This window comes from Rathayibacter sp. VKM Ac-2803 (assembly GCF_009807175.1).
Classification (GTDB): domain Bacteria; phylum Actinomycetota; class Actinomycetes; order Actinomycetales; family Microbacteriaceae; genus Rathayibacter.
On sequence record NZ_WUCD01000001.1, the window covers coordinates 2,235,224 to 2,257,987 of the forward strand.

Here is a 22,764-nt window from a genome sequence, read left to right on the forward strand (position 1 = left end):
CCACACGCACCAGAACGAGAGAGAGAGCGGGCATTGCACGACACTCGCCCGCAGACCTCCCTCCGCCCCGAGCACCCGGTGCCCCGGTCGCTGTCGCAGCTGGTGACGGAGTTCTCGCTCGGTCCGGTCCGCGGTGTCGAGGGCGTCGAGGTCAGCGGGATCACGCTCGATTCGCGCCACGTCGAGTCGGGCGACCTCTACGTCGGTGTCGTCGGGCGATCCGCGCACGGGGCAGCGTTCGCGGCCGACGCCGCAGCCTCCGGAGCCGTCGCCGTCCTGACCGATCCCGCGGGGGCTGCGCTTGCCGCCTCCTCCGGCCTCCCCGTCCTCGTGACCCCCGACCCGCGGGCCGCGCTCGGCGACGTCGCCTCGTGGATCCACCGGACCGGGGAGGACGTGCCCACCCTCTTCGGCGTGACCGGGACGAACGGCAAGACCAGCGTCGTCTACCTCCTCGATGCGCTGCTGCGCCGACTCGGTGTCGTCTCGGGCCTGAGCTCGACCGCCGAGCGGCGCATCGGTGACGTGGCCGTCGTCAGCTCCCTCACCACCCCCGAGGCCAGCGAGCTCCACGGTCTGCTCGCCCGCATGCGCGAGTCGGCCGTCCGCGCCGTCTCGATCGAGGTGTCGGCGCAGGCCCTCAGCCGGCACCGCATCGACGGCCTGGTCTTCGACGTCGTCGGCTTCACCAACCTCAGCCACGACCACCTCGACGACTACGCCGACATGGAGCACTACTTCGAGGCGAAGGCCGACCTGTTCCAGCCGGAGCGGGCGCGGCGCGGCGTCGTCACCGTCGACAGCGTCTGGGGGAGGCAGCTCGCCGAGCGCAGCCGCATCCCCGTCACGACGCTCGCCAGCTCCCCGGTCGTCGGAGTCGCTCCCGAGAACGACGCCGACTGGTCGATGACCGTGCTGCGCAGCACGTCCGAGCTCACGACCTTCCGCCTCGAGGGGCCCGAGAACCGCTCGGTCGAGGTGAGCGTCCCGCTGATCGGCTGGTACATGGCCGCGAACGCCGCGCTGGCGATCGTGATGCTCGTCGAGTCGGGCTTCGACCTCGAGGCGATCGCGCATGTCCTCGCGGAGAGCCGGCTCGACGTCTACATCCCGGGGCGCGCCGAACGGGTCTCGGGAGAGCGCGGGCCGAGCGTCTACGTCGACTACGGGCACACGCCCGACGCCTTCACGAACGCGCTCGAGGCCCTCCGAGACCTCACCCCGGGCCGACTGATCATGGTGTTCGGCGCCGACGGCGACCGCGACGCCACCAAGCGCGCCGACATGGGCGCCATCGCCGCTCGTCTCTCCGACATCGTCGTCGTGACCGACTTCCATCCGCGCTGGGAGGACCCCGCCGCCATCCGCGCGGTCCTCGTCCAGTCGGCGGCGTCAGCCGTCCCGGAGCGGGAGATCCACGAGATCCCCGATCCGCGCGCCGCCGTGCGCGCCGCCGTCGCGCTCGCGCGCGAGGGCGATTCGATCCTCTACGCCGGACCGGGCCACGAGGACTACCAGGAGATCGCAGGAGTGCACATGCCGTATTCGGCCCGAGACGACGTCCGTCAGGCCCTGCGTGAGGCGGGCTGGCTCTAGATGATCGCCATGACCCTCACCGAGATCGCCGCCGCCGTCTCCGGCCGGCTCCACCTCGCCGGTGCCTCCTCGAACGCCGCGACCGTCGTCGACGGCGCGACAGAGACCGACTCGCGCGAGATCGCGCCCGGCGGGATCTTCGTCGCCAAGCGCGGCGAGCACACCGACGGCCACCTCTTCGCGCCGGTCGCGGTCGAGCGCGGCGCGGCCCTGCTGATCGTCGAGCGGCCGCTCGACCTCGACGTCCCCCAGGTGATCGTCGACGACTCCGTCCAGGCGCTGGGCGCCCTGGCGACCGAGGTCGTCCGCCGGGTGCGCGCGCTCGGCGGTCTCACCGTCATCGGCGTGACCGGATCGAACGGCAAGACGACGACCAAGAACCTGCTGCGCACCGTGCTGGAGCGGGTCGGCGAGACCGTCGCTCCGCGCGGCTCGTTCAACAACGAGGTCGGGGCGCCGATCACGATGCTCCAGGTGTCGGAGTCGACGAGGTTCCTCGTCGCCGAGATGGGCGCCAGCGCCGTGGGCGAGATCCGCCGCCTCGTGCGGATGGCCAAGCCCGACGTCGGCGTCGTCCTGGCGGTGGGCCTGGCCCACGCCGGCGAGTTCGGCGGGATCGAGCGCACCCTCGAGGCGAAGACCGAGATGGTCGCCGACCTCACGTCCGACGACGTCGCCGTGCTCAACGTCGACGACGGCCGCGTCGCCTCGATGGCGGGCCGCACCGCCGCTCGCGTGCTCTGGTTCGGCCGAGGCGAGAGCGCCGACGTCCGCGCGGTCGACGTCGAGACGTCCGCCGACGGCACGCGCTTCACCATCGAGGTCTCGGCGGGCGAGGGCCGCGAGGCCGCCCGTGCCGAGATGCTCCTGCGCGTCCTCGGAGAGCACCACGTCATGAACGCTCTCGCCGCGACGGCGGCCGCGCTCTCGGTGGGCGTGCCGCTCGCGAGCATCGTCGAGGCGCTGTCCACGGTCACGCTCGCCGAGCGCTGGCGGATGCAGGTGCTCGGCGGCGCTGACGTCAAGGTCATCAACGACGCGTACAACGCGTCCCCGGACTCCACGGCCGCGGCGCTGCGCACCCTCGCCCAGATCGCCGAGCCGGGCGGGCGCACCGTCGCCGTCCTCGGCGAGATGAGCGAGCTGGGGGAGTGGGCCGACGAGGAGCACGACCGGGTGGGTCTGCTGGCCGTCCGCCTGAACATCTCGCAGATCGTCGTGGTCGGCGCCGGAGCCCGGCGCATCCACGTCGCGGCGGAGCGCGAGGGGTCGTGGAGCGGCGAGTCCGTCTTCGTCGAGACCGCCGACGACGCCTACGCGCTCCTCGAGGACTACCTCCGGAGCGGAGACACCGTGCTGGTGAAGTCGTCCAACTCCGCCGGCCTGCGATTCCTCGGCGACCGACTGGGGGAGCGCCACCGATGAGAGCACTCCTGCTGGCCGGAACCTTCTCCGGCGCCTTCACCCTGCTGCTGACGCCGCTGTTCATCCGGCTCTTCCACCGCCTCAAGTGGGGCCAGTTCATCCGCGAGGACGGACCGCAGTCGCACCACGTCAAGCACGGCACGGCGACGATGGGCGGCATCGTCATCATCGTCGCCACGGTCGCGGGCTACTTCCTCGCGATGCTCTTCGGCAACCGGGCGATCGCGCCCTCGGCGCTGCTCGTGCTGTTCATGATGGTCGGGCTCGGCCTCGTCGGCTTCCTCGACGACTTCCTCAAGACCCGCAACCAGCGCAGTCTCGGCCTGGGCGGCTGGGCGAAGATCGCCGGCCAGGTGATCGTCGCGGCGGCCTTCGCCGTCATCGCGATCATGGTGCGCGACTCCAACGGCCTCACACCGGCGTCCACGTCGATCTCGTTCATCCGCGATCTCCCGCTCGACTTCGCGTCGCTCGGCTGGATCGGCATCGGGCTCTTCGTGCTGTGGATCTGCGTGATCGTCACGAGCACGTCGAACGGCGTGAACGTCGCCGACGGCCTCGACGGCCTCGCGACCGGTTCGTCGATCCTCGCGATCGGCTCGTACGTGATCATCGGCTTCTGGCAGTCCAACCAGTGGTGCTACGACCTCCAGCTGAACCCCGAGGTGGCCGACAAGTGCTACCAGGTGAGCGATCCCTTCGACCTCGCGATCATCGCCGCGGCGATCTCCGGGGCCCTCGTCGGCTTCCTCTGGTGGAACACCTCGCCGGCGCAGATCTTCATGGGCGACACCGGCTCGCTCGGTCTGGGCGGCGCACTCGCGGCCCTCGCGATCCTGACCCGCACCGAGCTGCTGGTCATCCTGATCGGCGGTCTCTTCGTGATCGTCACCGGGTCGGTCATCCTGCAGCGGATCTACTTCAAGATCACCCGGGGCAAGCGGATCTTCCTGATGAGTCCGCTCCACCACCACTTCGAGCTCAAGGGCTGGGCCGAGGTGACGGTGGTGGTCCGCTTCTGGATCATCGCCGGGATCCTCGTCGCCGCAGGCGTCGGGCTCTTCTACCTCGAATGGCTCTCCCTGGCATGACCGATCCCGCTCTCGTCGCCCGTCTCGATGCTCTCCGCAGCTGGCACTCCGACTGGCGCGGTCTGCGCGTCGCCGTGCTCGGCCTCGGGGTGACCGGGTTCTCGGTCGCCGACACGCTGACCGAGCTGGGCTCGGACGTGCTCGTCCTCGCCGACCGCGCCGACGAGGAGCGCGAGCGCCTCCTCGAGGTGATCGGCGCCCGTCTGCACCGCGCGGAGCACCTCGACTCCGTCCCCGCGGAGCTGACCGCGTTCGACCCCGAGCTGGTGATCGTGTCGCCGGGCTTCCGGCCGACGCATCCGATCGTCGAGTGGGCGGTGGCGTCGGGGACCGCCCTGTGGGGCGACGTCGAGCTGGCGTGGCGCGTGCGCGACAAGGTGACCCGTGCCGATGGCTCGCCCGCGGAGTGGGTGGCGGTCACGGGCACGAACGGCAAGACCACGACCGTCCGGCTCACCGCGAGCATGCTGGTCGCCGGCGGGCTGCGTGCGGCGCCGTGCGGCAACATCGGAGTGCCCGTGCTCGACGCGGTCCGCGACCCGCAGGGCTTCGACGTGCTGGTCGTCGAGCTCTCGAGCTACCAGCTGCACTACCTGGGCGCGATCGAGCCGATCGCGAGCGCCTGCCTCAACATCGCCGAGGACCACCTCGACTGGCACGGCTCGTTCGAGGAGTACCGCGCGGCGAAGGCGAAGGTCTACGCGAACACCCGGGTCGCCTGCGTCTACAACCGCTCCGACGCCGCGACCGAGCAGATGGTGCTCGACGCCGAGGTGATCGAGGGCGCGCGCGCCATCGGCTTCGGGCTCGGCGTGCCCGGCCCCAGCGACTTCGGCATCGTCGACGGCATCCTCTGCGACCGCGCGTTCCTCGACGACCGCCGGACGAGCGCCCTCGAGATCACCACGGTCGACGAGCTGGCCGCCCGCCACCTCGCGGCCCCGCACATCGTGCAGAACGTGCTCGCCGCCGCCGCGCTCTCGCGGGCGTGCGGCATCGAGCCCGGCGCGATCCGCCGCGCCCTCGCCGGCTTCGAGCTCGACGACCACCGCATCCAGGTCGTCGCCGAGCGGGCGGGAGTGACCTGGGTCGACGACTCCAAGGCGACCAATCCGCACGCGGCCGATGCCTCCCTCCGCGCCTACCCGTCGGTGGTCTGGCTCGTCGGCGGACTGCTGAAGGGCGTCGACGTGGGCTCCCTGGTGGCCGGTCACGTCGGCCGTCTGCGGGGCGCCGTGGTCATCGGAGTCGACCGGGCCGCGGTCCTCGAGGCATTCCGACGACACGCGCCCGAACTCCCCGTGACCGAGGTGGTCGCGGATGAGACTGGGGCCGTGATGCAGGCGGCCGTCGAGGCTGCGGCGGCGCTCGCCCAGCCGGGCGATGTCGTGCTGCTCGCGCCCGCTGCGGCGTCGATGGACCAGTTCCGCGACTACGCAGCACGGGGCCGTTCGTTCGCGGCCGCGGTGACGACGTATCTGGGAGGAGGGGCCGATGACCGCTCCGACGACGAGCAGGCTCCCGGGTCGCTCCCGGACTGACGCCGCGAGGACCGGCACCGAGAAGGGCTCCCGGAAGACGGGTGACCGCCACCGCGTGCGGACCGCGCGGATCGTCCTCTCGCGGGTCTTCGCCTCCGAGTCGCCCAACTTCTACCTGCTCTTCGGCACGACGCTCTTCCTCGTCCTCTTCGGGCTCACGATGGTGCTGTCGTCGTCGTCGGTCACGTCGTACGTCAGCAGCGACGACTCGTTCGGCGGCTTCTACCGCCAGGGCGGGTTCGCCCTGCTCGGCGTGCCGCTGATGCTCGTCGTCTCGCGGCTGCCGCTCGCGTTCTGGAAGAAGGCGACGCCGATGATCCTCGGTGTCGGCTGCTTCTTCCAGGTGCTGGTGGTCTTCACGCCCCTGGGCTGGTCGGTCGGCGGCAACACCAACTGGATCCGCCTCGGCGGCTTCACGATGCAGCCCTCCGAGATCATCAAGCTCGGTCTCGCGCTCTGGCTCGGCCTGCTCCTCGCGCGCCGCTACAAAGGGCCGAAGGACTGGAAGCACGCGCTGATCCCGGTGGGCATCGTCGGCGGCGGCTCGATCGGCCTCGTCCTGCTCGGCGGTGACCTCGGCACCGTGGTCATCATGGCCGGCATCGTGCTCGCGGCGCTCTTCTACGCGAACATGCGGATGCGGGTGATCATCCCGATCGTGGTCGTCGGCTCCGTCGGCGCCGTGCTGTTCGCGATCTCGAGCGAGAACCGGCTGACCCGCATCATGTCGTTCCTCGGCGACTGCTCGAACACCGAGGACTACCAGAACTCCTGCTGGCAGCCCGTGCACGGCACCTGGGCCATGGCGTCCGGCGGCATCTTCGGCGTCGGGCTCGGCAACTCCAAGGCGAAGTGGTCGTGGCTGCCCGCGGCCGACAACGACTACATCTTCGCCATCATCGGCGAGGAGCTCGGCCTGATCGGCGCGATCGTGGTGCTCGCCCTCTTCGTCGTCCTGGCCGTCGCCTTCTTCCGCGTGATCCACTCGTCGACCGATCCCTTCGTCCGGATCGCCACCGGCGCGGTGATGGTCTGGCTGATCGGCCAGGCGTTCGTCAACATCGGCGTCGTCCTGGGGGTGCTCCCGGTGCTCGGGGTGCCCCTGCCGCTGATCTCCTCCGGAGGCACCGCCCTGGTCAGCTCGCTCATCGCCATCGGCGTCGTCCTCTCGTTCGCGCGCACGCAGACGGCGCCCCTCCCCGTGCTCGGCGCCGGTCGCGGCAGCCACGAGGCGGTCGCGGAGTGACCCGCTTCCTGCTCGCCGGCGGAGGCACCGCCGGCCACGTGAACCCGCTGCTCGCGACCGCCGACGAGATCCGCGCCCGTCGTGCCGACGACGAGGTCCTCGTGCTCGGCACCGCGGAGGGGCTCGAGTCCCGCCTCGTGCCACTGCGGGGCTACGAGCTCTCGGTCATCCCGCGCCTGCCCTTCCCGCGCCGCCCGAACGGCGCCGCCCTGCGCTTCCCGTCCGCGTTCCGCTCCACGATCGACGGCATCGTCCGCACGATCCGCGAGCGGCGGATCGACGCGGTGGTCGGCTTCGGAGGCTACGCGGCAGCGCCCGCGTACCTCGCGGCCCGCCGTGCCCGCGTCCCCTTCGTGGTCCACGAGGCGAACGCCCGACCGGGGCTCGCCAACCGGCTCGGCGCGCGCGTCACGCCCTGGGTCGGCGTCGCGTTCGACGGCACGCCGCTCCCGCACGCGCGGACGGTCGGCATGCCGCTCAGGCGCGAGATCGCCGATCTCGACCGCGCGGCGCGACGCGGCGACGCGATGCGCGAGTTCGGCCTCGATCCCGCCCGCCCTACCCTGCTCGTCACGGGGGGCTCCCTCGGCGCTCGGCGGATCAACGCCACGGTGCACGCCGCGGCCGCCGCCGTGGTCGAGACCGGCTTCCAGATCCTGCACATCACGGGGTCGAAGGCCGAGATCTCCGATCCCGGTATCGCGGGCTACCACCTCCTCCCGTACTGCGACCGGATGGACCTCGCCCTCTCGGCGGCCGACCTCGCCGTCTCGCGCGCCGGCGCGGCGACCGTCAGCGAGCTGAGCGCGCTGGGTGTCCCGGCCGTCTACATCCCCTACCCCGTCGGCAACGGCGAGCAGCGCTTCAACGCGCGCGGCGTCGTCGACGCCGGGGGAGCCGTGCTCGTCGAGGATGCCGCGTTCCTGCCGACCTGGGTCGAGGCCTCCCTCCTCCCGCTGCTGGAGGACGCCTCCCGCCGCGACGAGATGGGGCGCCGGGCGGCCACGGTCGGCGTCCGCGACGGCTCCGAGCGGCTCGTCGACCTCATCGGGCTCGCGCTGCAGCAGCGCCGTTGAGGTCCCTCCGCGCGGCTCGGGGACTCACCGCGGGCCACCGTCTACACTGATCCGGCGCCCGGCGCGCGGCACCTCGCACGCCCCGTCGACCACCCGAAAGCGAGAGCCCCGTGATCAAGCCCGACCTCGGCATCACCGTCCCCGACGAGCTCGGCTCGGTCCACTTCATCGGCATCGGCGGGTCGGGGATGAGCGGGATCGCGCGCCTCTTCCACCACGCCGGCCACCGCGTCACGGGCTCCGACGTGCGCGAGTCGCACCCCATCGAGCAGCTGCGCGAGCTCGGGATCCCGGTCGCCATCGGTCACGACGCCGCCCACCTCGGCGACGCGGAGGCGGTCGTGGTCACCTCGGCGCTCTGGCAGGACAATCCCGAGTACGTGCTCGCGAAGGAGCGCGGCCTGCCCGTGCTGCACCGCTCGCAGGCGCTCGCCTGGCTCGTCCGCGGGCACCGCCTCGTCGCGGTCGCCGGAGCGCACGGCAAGACCACCTCCACCGGCATGATCGTGACCGGGCTGCTCGGGGTCGACGCCGACCCCAGCTTCGTGAACGGCGGCATCATCGAGAGCCTCGGCACGTCCTCCGCCGCCGGCTCCGGCGAGGTCTTCGTGGTCGAGGCGGACGAGTCCGACGGCAGCTTCCTGCTCTACGACGCGGCGGTCACGCTGATCACCAACGTCGACCCCGACCACCTCGACCACTACGGCTCGCTCGAGGCGTTCGAGGAGGCGTTCGTCACCTTCGCGTCGAACGCGGGCGAACTGGTGGTCGTCTCGTCCGACGATCCCGGCGCGGTCCGCGTGACCGAGAGACTCTCGGGCAAGCGCGTCCTCACGTTCGGCGAGGCGGAGGGCGCCGACGTCCGGGTCGTCGACCTCGAGCTCGTCGGCCCGGTCGGCTTCTCGGTCGAGTACGAGGGCCGCCGCTACTCGGCGCGACTGCGCATCCCGGGGCGCCACAACGCGATCAACGCGGCCGGCGCCTTCGCGGTGCTGGTCGGGCTGGGCTTCGAGCCCGCCGCCTCGCTCGAGGCCGTCGCGGAGTTCGGAGGCACGGAGCGCCGGTTCGAGCTGCACGGCTCGGTGCGCGGCGTGAGCGTCTACGACGACTACGCGCACCACCCCACCGAGGTCGCGGCGGCGCTGTCCGCCGCCCGCACCGTGGTGGGGGAGGGGCGCATCATCGCCGTCCACCAGCCGCACCTCTACAGCCGCACCCGGCTCTTCGCGCGCGAGTTCGCCGAGACGCTCGAGCGCTACGCCGACGAGACCGTCGTGCTCGACGTCTACGGCGCGCGCGAGGATCCGGAGCCAGGCGTCACCGGAGCGCTCGTCAGCGGCAGGTTCGCCGACCCGTCGCACGTGTCCTTCATCGCCGACTGGGAGGAGGCGGCCCGCCGCACCGCCGAGATCGCGCGCGAGGGCGACTTTGTGATCACCCTGGGCTGCGGCGACGTCTACCGGATCATCCCGCAGCTGCTCGAGTCCCTCGGCGCGAGCGAGGACTCCGCGGTCGCTCGATGACGGCGATGCTGCTCGGCGGGGCGCTCGGGGGTCGCGCGTGAAGCGCCCCGAGGGCGCCCGGACGGCTCGCCCGCCCGGTCGCAGCGCTCCGGTCGCGCCGCCGCCCGCGTCGAGCGGCGAGCCGACGGAGCCGATCAGCATCGTGGCGCCGTCGGTGTCGGAGCAGAAGCCCTCCCGCGGCCAGCCGGAGCCGATCGGGCTCGTCGACCGGACGAAGGAGCGGCTCGGACGGGTCCGCCTGCCTGGCGCCGACCGCCGGGAGATCGCCCGGGCCGCGAAGGAGCGCCGCCGGTTCGAGCGCGGCGAGGTGCGCCGCTTCACCCGACGGGCGCGTCGACGCCGCACGATCGCGCTGGTCACGGCCGGATCGCTCGTCCTGCTGGCCGTCGTGGTCGCCATCGCGGCCTACTCGCCGCTGATGGCGGTCCGCACGATCGAGATCGCCGGCACGCAGCGCGTGAGCGCCCAGGCGATCCAGTCCTCGCTCGACGATCAGCTCGGCGTGCCGCTCACCCTCGTCGACCGGTCGGAGGTCGGCGCCGTCCTCGGCGCCTATCCGCTCGTGCAGAGCTACTCGGTGCAGACGCGGCCGCCGAGCACACTGGTCGTGACGATCGTCGAGCGGACCCCGCTCGCCGTCCTCGCGAACGGCGGGCGCTTCGACCTGGTCGACGCCGCCGGAGTCGTGATCGAGACGGCCGACGCCGCGCAGCCCGGGTACCCGATCGTCACCACGCCGACCGGAGGGGCCTCCGGCGCGGCCTTCCGCGTGATCACGCAGGTGCTGCGCACCGTGCCCGCGAATCTCGCCGGTCAGGTCACCGCGGCCTCCGCGACGACCGGCGACGACGTCTCGCTGACGCTCGCGAACGGCTCGGTCGTGATGTGGGGCGGGTCGGACGACTCGGCCCTCAAGGCCGTCGTGCTCGAGAAGCTGATGGCGGCCACCGACCCGGCGGCCGTCGCGACGTACGACGTCTCGTCGCCCCAGGCCGCGGTCGTCGCACCCCGATGAGGGCGGATCCGCTCGGCTCTTTGCCGAATGCGGGCGTGTCTGCTGGGAGCTGCGCCGGACTCCGCCTACCGTCAGTCGAACCCCACATGCATACTCAGTATAACTTTAAGCCTCGACTACAGGTTTAAGGTTCAGCCCGGAGGCCGGAGACGTGACGTCAAACCAGAACTATCTCGCCGTGATCAAGGTCGTCGGCATCGGCGGTGGCGGCGTCAACGCCGTGAACCGCATGATCGAGCTCGGCCTGCGCGGCGTCGAATTCATCGCCATCAACACCGACGCCCAGGCGCTCCTGCTCAGCGACGCCGACGTGAAGCTCGACGTCGGACGCGAGCTCACCCGCGGCCTCGGTGCGGGAGCCGACCCCGAGGTCGGCCGTCGCGCCGCAGAGGACCACGCGGAGGAGATCGAGGAGGTGCTCGCCGGCGCCGACATGGTCTTCGTCACCGCGGGCGAGGGCGGCGGAACCGGCACCGGCGGTGCCCCGGTCGTCGCGCGCATCGCGAAGTCGATCGGAGCCCTCACGATCGGTGTGGTCACGAAGCCGTTCGGCTTCGAGGGCCGCCGTCGCCAGACCCAGGCCGAGGCGGGGGTCGCGACGCTCAAGAACGAGGTCGACACGCTCATCGTCGTCCCGAACGACCGGCTCCTCGAGATCAGCGATCGCGGCATCTCGATGCTCGAGGCGTTCGCGACGGCCGACCAGGTCCTCCTCGCGGGTGTCCAGGGCATCACCGACCTGATCACCACGCCGGGCCTCATCAACCTCGACTTCGCCGACGTCAAGTCGGTCATGCAGGGCGCGGGCTCCGCGCTGATGGGCATCGGCTCCTCGCGCGGCGCCGACCGCGCCATCAAGGCCGCCGAGCTCGCGGTGGCGTCACCGCTGCTCGAGGCCAGCATCGACGGAGCGCACGGCGTGCTCCTCTCGATCCAGGGCGGATCGAACCTCGGCATCTTCGAGATCAACGACGCCGCTCGGCTGGTCCAGGAGGCGGTGCACCCCGAGGCGAACATCATCTTCGGCGCGGTCATCGACGACACCCTCGGCGACGAGGTGCGCGTCACGGTGATCGCCGCGGGCTTCGACGGCGGCGAGCCCGGCGCCCAGGCGCCGGCGTTGACCGCGCAACCGCGTGCGCAGGCCAGCGCGCCGGCCGAGAGCGCGGCGGAGCCCACCCCGGCGCCGGTCGTCGCCCCGGCCGCCGGCTCGATCTGGTCGAGCACGCCGGTCGCCGCCCCCGCCCCGGTCGCCGACCCGTCGTTCGACGACGACGAGAGCGACCTGGACATCCCCGACTTCCTCAAGTAGTCACCGTGGTCGACCAGGCTCTGTCGGAGCGCTGGAGCGCCGTCTCCGAGCGGGTCGCCGACGCGGCCCGCTCGGCTGGGCGCGATCCCGCCGAGCTCACCACGATCGTGGTCACGAAGTTCCACCCCGTCGGGCTGCTGCGCGACCTCCTCGAGCTGGGTGTCGTCGACTTCGGCGAGAACCGGCACCAGGAGGCGCAGGAGAAGGCCGCGATCCTCGAGGAGACTCCTGCGCGCTGGCACTTCATCGGTCAGCTGCAGAGCAAGAAGGCGCGCCAGGTCAGGCGCTACGCGGACGCGGTGCACTCGGTCGACCGTCCCGCGCTCGTCCCGCTGCTCGACGCCGAGGGCGACCCTCTCGACGTCTTCCTGCAGGTCGACCTCAGCGGTGAGCCGGGGCGGGGCGGAGCGGCTCCCGAGGACGTCGAGGCCCTCGCCGAGGCGATCGTCGCGGCTCCGGGCCTGGTCCTCCGCGGCGTGATGGCCGTCGCTCCGCTCGGCGAGGAGCCGCGACCGGCCTTCGCGCGCCTGCGCGCGCTCTCGGACCGCGTCCGCGCCATCGACCCGGCGGCCTCCGCCATCTCGGCCGGCATGTCGAACGACTTCGCCGAGGCGATCGCCGAGGGCGCGACACACCTGCGAATCGGTTCCGCAATCACCGGCAATCGCCCCGCTCGCACGTAATCTCGTCACGACCCACCTGTGCACGGACCGTCAGTGCACGATCCACCCGTGGGAGTGACGACGACACGGAGGACACTCATGGCCAACCCGCTCAAGAAGACGATGGTCTACCTCGGACTCGCCGACGAGGAGATCGAGTACGAGCGCGCCGAGACCGTCGAGGCCGCCCCCGCCACTGCCCACCGCGCACCGGTCTCCCCGGTCCAGCCCGTCCCCCCGGTCGAGCAGGCCCCCCAGCCCCGCGCGACGGTCACCCCGCTCCGCAAGCCCACCCCCCAGACTCCGAAGGCGACGGCACACGCCGAGATGAACGAGATCCTCACCGTCCACCCCAAGCAGTACCGCGACGCCCAGGTCATCGCCGAGAACTTCCGCGACGGCATCCCGGTGATCATCAACCTCTCGCAGATGAGCGACGCGGACGCCCGCCGCCTCATCGACTTCGCGAGCGGCCTGTCGCAGGGCCTCTACGGCCGGATCGAGCGCGTGACGAGCAAGGTCTTCCTGCTCTCGCCGTCGCACATCACGGTCGCCGGCGATTCGGCCTCCGCCGAGAGCGACGCCGACGCGTCGTTCTTCGCGAAGTCCTGACCCCGGGGAGCACTGTTCAGCGGTGAACTCCGTCGTCTCGCTCCTCGGGAGCGTCCTCTACTTCGTCCTGCTGCTGTACTTCTTCGCGATGTGGGCCCGGTTCGTCCTCGACCTCGTCCGCGTGATCCGACGCGACTGGCGCCCCCGCGGTGTCGGACTCGTGGCCGCGGAGACCGTGTACACGGTCACCGACCCTCCGATCTCGTTCTTCCGCCGCCTGATCAAGCCGGTGTCGATCGGACCGGTGGCGCTCGACTTCGGCTGGAGCCTCACCATGCTCTGCGTCATCGTGGGCATGTACATCGCCACCTGGCTCCAGGCGGCCTGACACTCCGGCGGGGGAGCGCCTCCGCCTCGCCGTCCGCGGCGGTGTCGCCCCTGGTGCGCTCGCCCCGGTAGGATCGATCGTCGTGCAGGGCACCCCTGCACCGTCGGCGCGGAAACGTCGGCGTCGACCAGACGTTGCCGCGGGGCTCGCACTGCGCCGCGCGCTCGAAGTTGCTAGCTTTAGTCGAACGTTTGTCAACGTGTACCTACTTGAAATCGAAGGTGGAAAGCCATGGCGCTCACTCCCGAAGATGTTGTCAATAAGCGGTTCCAGCCGACCAAGTTCCGCGAGGGATACGACCAGGACGAGGTCGACGACTTCCTCGACGAGGTCGTCGTCGAGCTGCGTCGCCTGAACCAGGAGAACGAGGAGCTGCGCCAGCGCCTCTCCGCCGGCGACTCCCGCCTCTCCGACCTCCAGCGCGACGGCGGAGCAGCCGCAGCGCCGGCCCCGGTCGTCGACGAGGCTCCCGCGCCGGAGCCCGAGCCCGAGCCCGAGCCCGAGCCGGCTCCCGCCCCGGTCGTCGCCCCCGTCGCCTCGCAGGCGGCGCCGGTCGACGAGGCCGAGAGCTCCAGCGGACTGCTTCAGCTCGCGCGTCGTCTCCACGAGGAGCACGTCCGCGAGGGCGCCGAGAAGCGCGACGCCCTGGTCGCCGAGGGGCGCGCCACGGCGGCCCGCCTCGTCGCCGAGGCCGAGGCCAAGCAGCGCGCCCAGATCGCGAAGCTCGACGAGGAGCGCGCCGCGGTCGAGGAGCGCATCGACGGTCTCCGCACCTTCGAGCGCGAGTACCGCCAGAAGCTGAAGAGCTACATCGAGGGCCAGCTCCGCGACCTCGACACCCAGCCGGTGTCGGCCGAGGCGTCCTCCTTCCCCGGTTTTGGGGCGTAGCACCACCGCAGCGAACGTCAGGCCGAGGGTGCTGGTCACCCTCGGCCTCGTTGCGCTCGCGGTCTTCGCGATCGACCAGACCGCGAAGCACCTGGTCACGACCACCCTCGCCCTCGGCGAGGACGTCCACATCCTGGGCGACGTCCTGATCTTCCAGTACGTGAAGAACCCCGGGGCCGCGTTCTCGCTCGCCAGCGGCTCGACCTGGATCTTCTCGATCATCGCCGCGTGCGTGGTCGTGGCCCTCGTCTGGTTCGCGCGGCGCATCCGCTCGACCGCCTGGGCCGTCTTCTTCGGGCTGCTGCTCGGCGGCACGCTCGGCAACCTCTTCGACCGGCTCTTCCGCGAGCCGTCGTTCGGCCTCGGGCACGTCGTCGACTTCGTCTTCACTCCGTGGCTGCTCCCGGCGATCTACAACGTCGCCGACATCGCGATCTGCTCGGCGATGGCGATCTTCGTCGTCCTGAGCCTGCGCGGCATCGGCCTCGACGGCACGCGGGCGACCCGCGACGCCTTGGCCTCCGCTCCCGATGACGACCCCGCAGAGCCGACCGGGCAGGAGGACCCCGCCCGCGAGTCCGATCCCCGCGGCGGCGCCTGATGGTCCAGTCCCGCTCGCTGCCCGTCCCCGACGGGCTGGAGGGCCTCCGGGCGGACGCCGCCGTCGCCAAGCTGCTCGGCTTCTCGCGGACCTTCGCCGCCGAGGTCGCCGAGGCCGGGGGAGTCACCGCCGACGGGCGCGTCCTCGACAAGAGCGACCGCGTCTCGGCCGGCTCGTGGCTGAACGTCGAGTGGTCTCCGCGGGAGGAGCCGCGGATCATCCCGATCGCGGTGCCCGATCTGACGGTCGTGCACGACGACGACGACATCGTCGTCATCGACAAGCCGGTCGGAGTCGCGGCGCACCCCGCCGTCGGCTGGGAGGGCCCGACCGTCCTCGGCGCCCTCGCCGCGGCCGGCTTCACGATCGCCACGTCCGGCGCCGCCGAGCGCGCGGGCATCGTGCACCGCCTCGACGCCGGGACGAGCGGGCTGATGGTCGTCGCCAAGTCGGAGCGGGCCTACACGCACCTGAAGCGCGCCTTCCACGACCGGACGGTCGAGAAGGTCTACCACGCGGTCGTGCAGGGGCACCCCGATCCGCTCGCGGGGACCATCGACGCCCCGCTCGGCCGGCACCCCTCCTCCGACTGGAAGTTCGCGGTGCGCGCCGACGGAAAGCCCTCGGTGACCCACTACGAGACGATCGAGGCGTTCCCCTTCGCCTCCCTGCTCGAGATCCACCTCGAGACCGGGCGCACCCACCAGATCCGCGTGCACATGGCGGCGCAGCGCCACCCGTGCGTCGGCGACGCGATGTACGGCGCCGACCCGACCCTCTCGAAGCGCCTCGGCCTCACGCGGCAGTGGCTCGACGCCGTCCGGCTCGGCTTCACGCACCCCGGATCGGGGGAGTGGGTGCAGTTCGAGGCGTCCTACCCCGACGACCTCGTCCACGCTCTCGAGGTCCTGCGCGGCGAGTGACACGCCCGTCGATCGGGCGAGCGGAGTGAATCCCGCGCACCCGGCCGATGCCTCCGCCGGCGCGGTTAGACTTTCTGCCGCCCCGGTCGCGACCCTCCCCAGGTCCCCGGTCCCCCCGCCCGCAGTCCGTCGGAGGCGCATCCTTGCCGAGTAACGATTCCTTCGTCCACCTGCACGTGCACAGCGAGTACTCGATGCTCGACGGTGCCGCCCGCGTGAAGCCGCTCATCGACGCGGCGGTGGAGGAGAGCATGCCGGCGATCGCCGTCACCGACCACGGCAACGTCTTCGGCGCCTTCGACTTCTGGCGCACAGCGACCGCCGCGGGGATCAAGCCGATCATCGGCACCGAGGCCTACCTGACGCCCGGCACGCACCGGTCGGACAAGACGCGCATCCGCTGGGGAGACGGCGGCCAGGACGACGTCTCGGGCTCGGGCGCCTACACCCACATGACGCTGCTCAGCTCGACGACGACGGGGATGCACAACCTGTTCCGGCTCTCGTCGCGGGCGTCGATCGAGGGCTACTACTTCAAGCCCCGCATGGACCGCGAGATCCTCGCGGAGCACTCCGAGGGCCTGATCGCGACCACCGGCTGCCCGAGCGGCGAGGTGCAGACGCGCCTCCGACTGGGCCAGTACAAGGAGGCGCGTCAGGCGGCCGCCGACTACCGCGACATCTTCGGCAAGGAGAACTTCTTCGCCGAGATCATGGACCACGGCCTCGACATCGAGCGTCGCGTCATCGGCGACGTGATCCGCCTGGCGAAGGACCTCGACCTGCCGCTGGTCGCCACCAACGACCTCCACTACACGCACGCCCACGACGCCACCTCGCACGCCGCGCTGCTGTGCGTGCAGTCGGGTACGACGCTGGACGACCCGAAGCGCTTCAAGTTCGACGCGGACGAGTTCTACCTCAAGTCGCCGCGCGAGATGCGCCAGGTGTTCCGCGACTACCCGGAGGCGTGCGACAACACCCTGCTGATCGCCGAGCGCTGCGACGTGCAGTTCGACACCTCCGCCAACTACATGCCGCGATTCCCGGTGCCCGAGGGCGAGACCGAGGACACCTGGTTCGTCAAGGAGGTCGAGGCGGGGCTGAACGAGCGCTACCCGGACGGCATCTCGCAGGAGGTGCGCGACCGCGCCGACTACGAGATTCGCGTCATCCTGCAGATGGGCTTCCCCGGCTACTTCCTCGTCGTCGCCGACTTCATCAACTGGTCCAAGCGCAACGGCATCCGGGTGGGCCCGGGCCGCGGCTCGGGCGCCGGCTCGATGGCCGCCTACGCGATGAAGATCACCGACCTCGACCCGCTGCGCCACGGCCTGATCTTCGAGCGGTTCCTGAACCCCGACCGCGTCTCGATGCCCGACTTCGACGTCGACTTCGACGATCGTCGCCGCGGCGAGGTCATCCGCTACGTCACCGACAAGTACGGCGACGAGCGCGTCGCGCAGATCGTCACCTACGGCACGATCAAGGCGAAGCAGGCGCTCAAGGACGCCTCGCGCGTGCTCGGCTTCCCCTTCGGGATGGGCGAGAAGCTCACCAAGGCCATGCCCCCGGCGATCATGGGCAAGGACATCCCGCTGACCGGGATCAACGACCCCGAGCACCCCCGCTACAAGGAGGCGCTCGACGTCCGGAACGTGATCGCCGAGGATCCGCAGGCGAAGCTCGTCTTCGACACGGCGCTCGGGCTCGAGAACCTCAAGCGCCAGTGGGGCGTGCACGCCGCGGGCGTCATCATGTCGAGCGATCCGCTCAAGGACATCATCCCGATCATGAAGCGGGAGCAGGACGGCCAGATCGTCACGCAGTTCGACTACCCCGCGTGCGAGTCGCTCGGCCTGATCAAGATGGACTTCCTGGGGCTGCGCAACCTCACGATCATCGACGACGCGCTCGACAACATCCGCGCGAACCGCGGCGAGGACCTCGTCCTCGAGGATCTCGAGCTCGACGACCCCGCCGCCTACGAGCTGCTCGCCCGCGGCGACACGCTCGGCGTGTTCCAGCTCGACGGCGGGCCGATGCGCGGCCTCCTGCGGCTGATGAAGCCCGACAACTTCGAGGACATCTCGGCCGTCCTCGCGCTGTACCGGCCGGGGCCGATGGGCGCCGACTCCCACACCAACTACGCCCTGCGCAAGAACGGCATCCAGCAGATCACCCCGATCCACCCGGAGCTCGAGGAGCCGCTGGCGGAGGTGCTCGGCGGCACCTACGGCCTCATCGTGTACCAGGAGCAGGTGATGTCGATCGCGCAGAAGCTCGCCGGCTTCACACTCGCGCAGGCCGACCTGCTGCGCCGCGCGATGGGCAAGAAGAAGAAGTCCGAGCTCGACAAGCAGTTCGAGGGCTTCTCGGGGGGCATGGCCGACAACGGCTACTCGATGGCCGCGGTGAAGACGCTCTGGGACATCCTGCTGCCCTTCTCCGACTACGCCTTCAACAAAGCGCACTCGGCGGCCTACGGAGTGATCTCGTACTGGACCGCGTACCTCAAGGCGCACTACCCCGCCGAGTACATGGCGGCCCTGCTGACCAGCGTCGGCGACTCCAAGGACAAGATGGCCGCCTACCTCAACGAGTGCCGGCGGATGGGCATCAAGGTGCTCCCGCCGGACGTGAACGAGTCGATCGGCTTCTTCACCGCCGTCGGCACCGACATCCGCTTCGGCCTCGGCGCCGTGCGGAACGTCGGCACCAACGTGGTCGAGGGGATCCGCGCGGCCCGCGAGGAGAAGGGGCGCTTCGAGAGCTTCCACGACTTCCTCCGCAAGGCTCCGCTGCCGGTGGCGAACAAGCGCACGATCGAGTCGCTGATCAAGGCCGGCGCGTTCGACTCGCTCGGATCGACCCGCCGCGCCCTCGTCGAGGTGCACGAGGCCGCCGTCGAGGCCGCCGTCGGCGACAAGCGCAACGAGGCGAACGGGCAGGTCGGCTTCGACTTCGACAGCCTCTGGGACGAACCGCAGGCGGCGATCCAGGTGCCGGAGCGGCCCGAGTGGGCCAAGCGCGACAAGCTCGCCTTCGAGCGCGACATGCTCGGCCTCTACGTCTCGGACCACCCGCTCGCGGGGCTCGAGACCGAGCTGGCGAAGCACTACAGCACGACCATCGTCGACCTGCTCGGATCGGACACGATCGCCGACGGCGAGACCGTGGTCGTCGCGGGGCTGGTCACCAGCGTCCAGCACCGGATGGCGAAGACCTCGGGCAATCAGTACGGCATGATCCAGGTCGAGGACTTCGGCGGCGAGATCACCTGCATGTTCATGGGCAAGGCGTACCAGGAGTTCGCCCCCGCCCTCACGAACGACTCGATCGTGGTGGTCAGGGGCCGCGTGAGCATGCGCGACGACGGGATGAACCTGCACGCGTTCAGCCTCTTCGCCCCCGAGCTCAACCAGGACGGCGACTCGGGCCCCCTCACCGTCTCGATGCCCGAGTCGCGCGCGACGACCGACACGGTCTCGCAGCTCAGCGACGTGCTCATCCGGCACTCCGGCCGCACCGAGGTGCGCCTCAAGCTCATCAAGGGCGACACCGCACGCGTCTTCGAGGTGCCCTTCCCGGTGCGGATCACCCCGGACCTGTTCGGCGAGCTCAAGTCCCTCCTCGGGCCGAACTGCCTGTATTGAGTTGGATTCGAAGCCGGTCCCTGCCCGGCTTCGCGCGGTCGGCTCTTCGAGGTGGTCGCGCGGGTGGAGCGGGGGGCGAACGGCTGGGCCGATTCGCTGGGACGCGAATCAGCCGTTCGCCTCGCAGGTGGTCGCCGTCGGCTGCTGGTGGGGGGCGTCCGGCTGCGCCGAGACGGGGGAGGTCCGGCTGCGCCGAGACGGGGGGCGGGCGTCCGCGGCATGCTGGTCGAGTAGCCCCGCAGGGGCGTATCGAGACCCACCAGCTTCAGCAGGATGGGTGCTCGCAGCGAACCTTCTGGACGGGCCAGCGGGGGCGGATCGGAGCCCGCCTCCGCCAGGGCCGGCGCAGGGCCGGAGGGGGTGGGGGCGGGCCGGTAGACTGGGGCGGCCATGATCCAGACTCTCGACCTCCGGGGCCGTCGTCCGACCGCGACCGAACTGCTCGCGCTCGTGCCCCGCAATCCGGGCACCAGCTCGAACGTGGGGCCGGTGGTCGCCGAGCTGATCGCCGACGTCCGGGCCCGCGGCGCCGAGGCGCTGCTCGAGCAGGCCGAACGGCTCGACGGTGTGCGCCCTCCCCACCTGCGGGTGCCGGCCGTGCAGATCGCCGACGCGGTCCGCGAGCTCGATCCGGCCGTCCGCCGTGCCCTCGAGGAGGCGATCGACCGGGTCCGCCGGGCGAGCGCCGCGCAGATCCCGCCCGCCCGCACCACCCGCCTCGACGACGGAGCGACCGTCACCCAGCGCTGGCAGCCGGTCTCACGCGCCGGGCTGTACGTGCCCGGCGGCAAGGCCGTCTACCCCTCGAGCGTCGTCATGAACGCCGTCCCCGCGCAGGCGGCCGGAGTCGCCTCCATCGCGATCACCTCGCCTCCGCAGAAGGCCTTCGGCGGAGCCGTGCACCCCACGATCCTCGCGGCCGCAGGGCTCCTCGGCATCGACGAGGTCTACGCCGCCGGGGGAGCGGGCGCCGTCGCCGCCCTCGCCTACGGCGTCGACTCGATCGGCCTCGAGCCGGTCAGCATCGTCACCGGCCCCGGCAACATCTGGGTGACCACCGCCAAGCGCCAGGTCCTCGGACAGGTCGGCATCGACTCCGAAGCCGGACCCACCGAGATCCTCGTGATCGCCGACTCGAGCGCCGACGCGCGACTGGTCGCCGCCGATCTGATCAGCCAGGCCGAGCACGACGAGTCGGCCTCGGCGGTCCTCGTCACCGACGACATCGGCCTCGCCCGTGCGGTCGAGCGCGAGCTCGCGGCGATGGCGCCCCTGACCCACCACTCCGAGCGCGTCGCGATCGCCCTCGGCGGCCCCCAGTCGGCGCTCGTGATCGTCGACGACCTCGAGATCGCGTGCGCCTTCAGCGACGCCTACGGCCCCGAGCACCTCGAGCTGCACACCGTCGACCCGGAGGCGACCGCCGAGCGGATCCACGACGCCGGGGCGATCTTCCTCGGCCCGACCTCACCCGTCAGCCTCGGCGACTACCTCGCCGGCTCGAACCACGTGCTGCCGACCCTCGGTCAGGCGCGCTTCTCCTCCGGGCTCGGCGCGTACACCTTCCTGCGCCCGCAGCAGCTGATCTCGTACGACCGGTCCGCACTCGAGCGGGTCGCCCCGCACATCCGCGCGCTCAGCGACGCCGAGGCGCTGCCCGCGCACGGCGACGCGGTCGACGCCCGCTTCGCCTGACCTCGGGAGGCATCCGATGTTCTGCCCCTTCTGCCGCCACCCCGACTCGCGCGTCATCGACTCGCGCACCAGCGACGACGGCCTCTCGATCCGGAGGCGTCGGCAGTGCCCCGCCTGCGGGCGCCGCTTCTCGACGACCGAGACCGCGAGCCTCGTCGTGATCAAGCGCAGCGGAGTCGTCGAGCCGTTCAGCCGCGAGAAGATCGTGAGCGGCGTGCGCAAGGCCTGCCAGGGACGCCCGGTCACCGACTCGGATCTCGCGGTGCTCGCCCAGCGCGTCGAGGAGAACATCCGCTCGACGGGCGCCTCGCAGATCGACGCGAACGACATCGGGCTCGCGATCCTCGCCCCGCTGCGCGAGCTCGACGAGGTCGCCTACCTCCGCTTCGCGAGCGTCTACCAGGCGTTCGACTCGCTCGACGACTTCGAGTCGGCCATCCTGCTGCTGCGCGCCGAGCGCGCGGGCGCCGCGCAGAGCGCCGACGAGGTCTGAGCGCCGTGTACCCGCTGCTGTTCTCGACCCTCCTGCGCCGGATCGATCCCGAGCGCGCCCACCATCTCGCGTTCCCGGTCATCCGTGCTCTCGGCGTCGCCGCTCCGCTCGTGCGACGCTTCACGGTTCCCCGTGCCGATCTGTCGGTCGAGGCGCTCGGGCTGCGCTTCGAGACGCCGTTCGGAGTCGCGGCGGGCTTCGACAAGGACGCGACCGCCGTTCTCGGTCTCGGCGCCCTCGGCTTCGGGCACGTCGAGGTCGGCACCCTCACCGCTCAGCCGCAGCCCGGCAACGACCGGCCCCGGCTCTTCCGCCTGATCGCCGACCGCGCCGTCGTCAACCGGATGGGATTCAACAACCACGGGGCGCGTGCGGCCGCGGGGCGCCTCGCGCGCCTCCGCACTGCACGCCGTCGTCCGGTGATCGGCGTGAACATCGGCAAGAGCCGGGTGGTCTCCGTCGACGACGCCGTCGAGGACTACCTCGTCAGCGCGCGGATGCTCGCCCCCCTCGCCGACTACCTCGTCGTCAACGTGAGCTCGCCCAACACCCCGGGGCTCCGCGGCCTGCAGGAGATCGACCGGCTCGAGCCCCTGCTCGCGGCGATGAAGGACGCGGCCGACGCGACTCCGCTGCTCGTGAAGATCGCCCCCGACCTCTCCGACGACGAGGTCGCCCGCGTCGCCGAGCTCGCCGTGCGCCTCGGCCTCGACGGCATCATCGCCACCAACACGACGCTCTCCCGGGAGGGCCTGCAGACGGACCGCGCCGTCGTCGAGGGTGCCGGAGCCGGCGGACTCTCGGGCGCTCCGCTCGCCGCCCGGTCCCTGGAGGTCCTGCGCCTCATCCGCGCCGTCGTCCCCGCCTCGTTCTGCGTGATCTCGGTCGGCGGAGTCGAGACCGCGGACGACGTCCGCGCCCGCCTCGACGCCGGCGCCACCCTCGTCCAGGGCTACACCGCGTTCATCTACCTCGGCCCCCTCTGGGCCAGATCCATCAACCGGGGGCTCCGCGAGCTCCGCGAGCTCCGCTCGCACTGAGCCCGCGGAGCTGTCCACTGAGCCCGGCGAGGACGGGCTCA

At 71.4% G+C, this 22,764-nt stretch carries 19 protein-coding genes; all 19 read left to right on the forward strand.

Translation table 11 applies throughout. The features are described 5' to 3' along the window. Positions 1-33 precede the first annotated feature (33 nt). On the forward strand, positions 34-1,596 hold the full coding sequence (locus tag GRS96_RS10390; RefSeq protein WP_159857157.1) for a Mur ligase family protein: 1,563 nt from the start codon (positions 34-36) through the stop codon (positions 1,594-1,596). Further along, positions 1,597-3,021, forward strand: a complete 1,425-nt coding sequence (locus GRS96_RS10395; RefSeq protein ID WP_159988433.1) for a UDP-N-acetylmuramoyl-tripeptide--D-alanyl-D-alanine ligase — start codon at positions 1,597-1,599, stop codon at positions 3,019-3,021. Beyond that, a complete protein-coding gene (gene mraY / locus GRS96_RS10400; RefSeq protein WP_159857161.1) occupies positions 3,018-4,112 on the forward strand; it encodes a phospho-N-acetylmuramoyl-pentapeptide-transferase in 1,095 nt (364 codons plus the stop codon). The genes GRS96_RS10395 and mraY overlap by 4 nt, the downstream gene beginning before the upstream one ends. After that, positions 4,109-5,653: a UDP-N-acetylmuramoyl-L-alanine--D-glutamate ligase gene (murD, locus tag GRS96_RS10405; RefSeq protein ID WP_159857163.1), complete on the forward strand. Its 1,545-nt coding sequence runs from the start codon at positions 4,109-4,111 to the stop codon at positions 5,651-5,653. Before mraY ends, murD begins: the two co-directional genes overlap by 4 nt. After that, a complete protein-coding gene (gene ftsW, locus GRS96_RS10410; RefSeq protein WP_159857165.1) occupies positions 5,607-6,899 on the forward strand; it encodes a putative lipid II flippase FtsW in 1,293 nt (430 codons plus the stop codon). Before murD ends, ftsW begins: the two co-directional genes overlap by 47 nt. Further along, positions 6,896-7,975, forward strand: coding sequence for an undecaprenyldiphospho-muramoylpentapeptide beta-N-acetylglucosaminyltransferase (murG, locus tag GRS96_RS10415; RefSeq protein ID WP_159857167.1), 1,080 nt, complete (start codon positions 6,896-6,898; stop codon positions 7,973-7,975). Before ftsW ends, murG begins: the two co-directional genes overlap by 4 nt. 110 nt (positions 7,976-8,085) lie before the next feature. Then, positions 8,086-9,498 (forward strand): UDP-N-acetylmuramate--L-alanine ligase, encoded by a 1,413-nt coding sequence (gene murC / locus GRS96_RS10420; RefSeq protein WP_159988434.1) that lies wholly within the window; start codon positions 8,086-8,088, stop codon positions 9,496-9,498. A 37-nt stretch (positions 9,499-9,535) separates the two neighbouring features. Then, positions 9,536-10,513 (forward strand): FtsQ-type POTRA domain-containing protein, encoded by a 978-nt coding sequence (locus GRS96_RS10425; RefSeq protein ID WP_159988435.1) that lies wholly within the window; start codon positions 9,536-9,538, stop codon positions 10,511-10,513. Between the two features lie 151 nt (positions 10,514-10,664). Beyond that, positions 10,665-11,825 (forward strand): cell division protein FtsZ, encoded by a 1,161-nt coding sequence (gene ftsZ, locus GRS96_RS10430; protein ID WP_159857173.1) that lies wholly within the window; start codon positions 10,665-10,667, stop codon positions 11,823-11,825. Between the two features lie 5 nt (positions 11,826-11,830). Then, complete coding sequence (locus tag GRS96_RS10435; RefSeq protein WP_159988436.1) at positions 11,831-12,508, forward strand: YggS family pyridoxal phosphate-dependent enzyme; 678 nt, start codon at positions 11,831-11,833, stop codon at positions 12,506-12,508. Positions 12,509-12,586: 78 nt separating this feature from the next. Then, positions 12,587-13,099 carry a cell division protein SepF gene (locus tag GRS96_RS10440; RefSeq protein WP_159988437.1) on the forward strand — a complete coding sequence of 171 codons (513 nt, stop codon included), beginning with the start codon at positions 12,587-12,589 and terminating at the stop codon, positions 13,097-13,099. A gap of 22 nt (positions 13,100-13,121) precedes the next feature. Continuing rightward, complete coding sequence (locus GRS96_RS10445) at positions 13,122-13,427, forward strand: YggT family protein (RefSeq protein WP_268893226.1); 306 nt, start codon at positions 13,122-13,124, stop codon at positions 13,425-13,427. A gap of 231 nt (positions 13,428-13,658) precedes the next feature. Next, the gene (locus GRS96_RS10450) at positions 13,659-14,315 is read left to right on the forward strand and encodes a DivIVA domain-containing protein (RefSeq protein WP_159857179.1); all 657 of its coding nucleotides are present in this window, start codon (positions 13,659-13,661) and stop codon (positions 14,313-14,315) included. A gap of 28 nt (positions 14,316-14,343) precedes the next feature. Then, complete coding sequence (lspA, locus tag GRS96_RS10455) at positions 14,344-14,916, forward strand: signal peptidase II (protein ID WP_236553614.1); 573 nt, start codon at positions 14,344-14,346, stop codon at positions 14,914-14,916. Beyond that, a complete protein-coding gene (locus GRS96_RS10460) occupies positions 14,916-15,839 on the forward strand; it encodes an RluA family pseudouridine synthase (RefSeq protein ID WP_159857181.1) in 924 nt (307 codons plus the stop codon). The genes lspA and GRS96_RS10460 overlap by 1 nt, the downstream gene beginning before the upstream one ends. A gap of 194 nt (positions 15,840-16,033) precedes the next feature. Then, positions 16,034-19,495 carry a DNA polymerase III subunit alpha gene (gene dnaE / locus GRS96_RS10465; RefSeq protein ID WP_236553687.1) on the forward strand — a complete coding sequence of 1,154 codons (3,462 nt, stop codon included), beginning with the start codon at positions 16,034-16,036 and terminating at the stop codon, positions 19,493-19,495. Positions 19,496-19,885: 390 nt separating this feature from the next. Then, positions 19,886-21,190: a histidinol dehydrogenase gene (gene hisD, locus GRS96_RS10470; protein WP_159988439.1), complete on the forward strand. Its 1,305-nt coding sequence runs from the start codon at positions 19,886-19,888 to the stop codon at positions 21,188-21,190. Positions 21,191-21,206: 16 nt separating this feature from the next. Then, a complete protein-coding gene (gene nrdR / locus GRS96_RS10475; protein ID WP_159857187.1) occupies positions 21,207-21,683 on the forward strand; it encodes a transcriptional regulator NrdR in 477 nt (158 codons plus the stop codon). 5 nt (positions 21,684-21,688) lie between these two features. Continuing rightward, entirely contained in the window at positions 21,689-22,723 is a 1,035-nt protein-coding gene (locus GRS96_RS10480; RefSeq protein WP_159988440.1) for a quinone-dependent dihydroorotate dehydrogenase, read from the forward strand. The last annotated feature ends 41 nt before the right edge of the window (positions 22,724-22,764 follow it).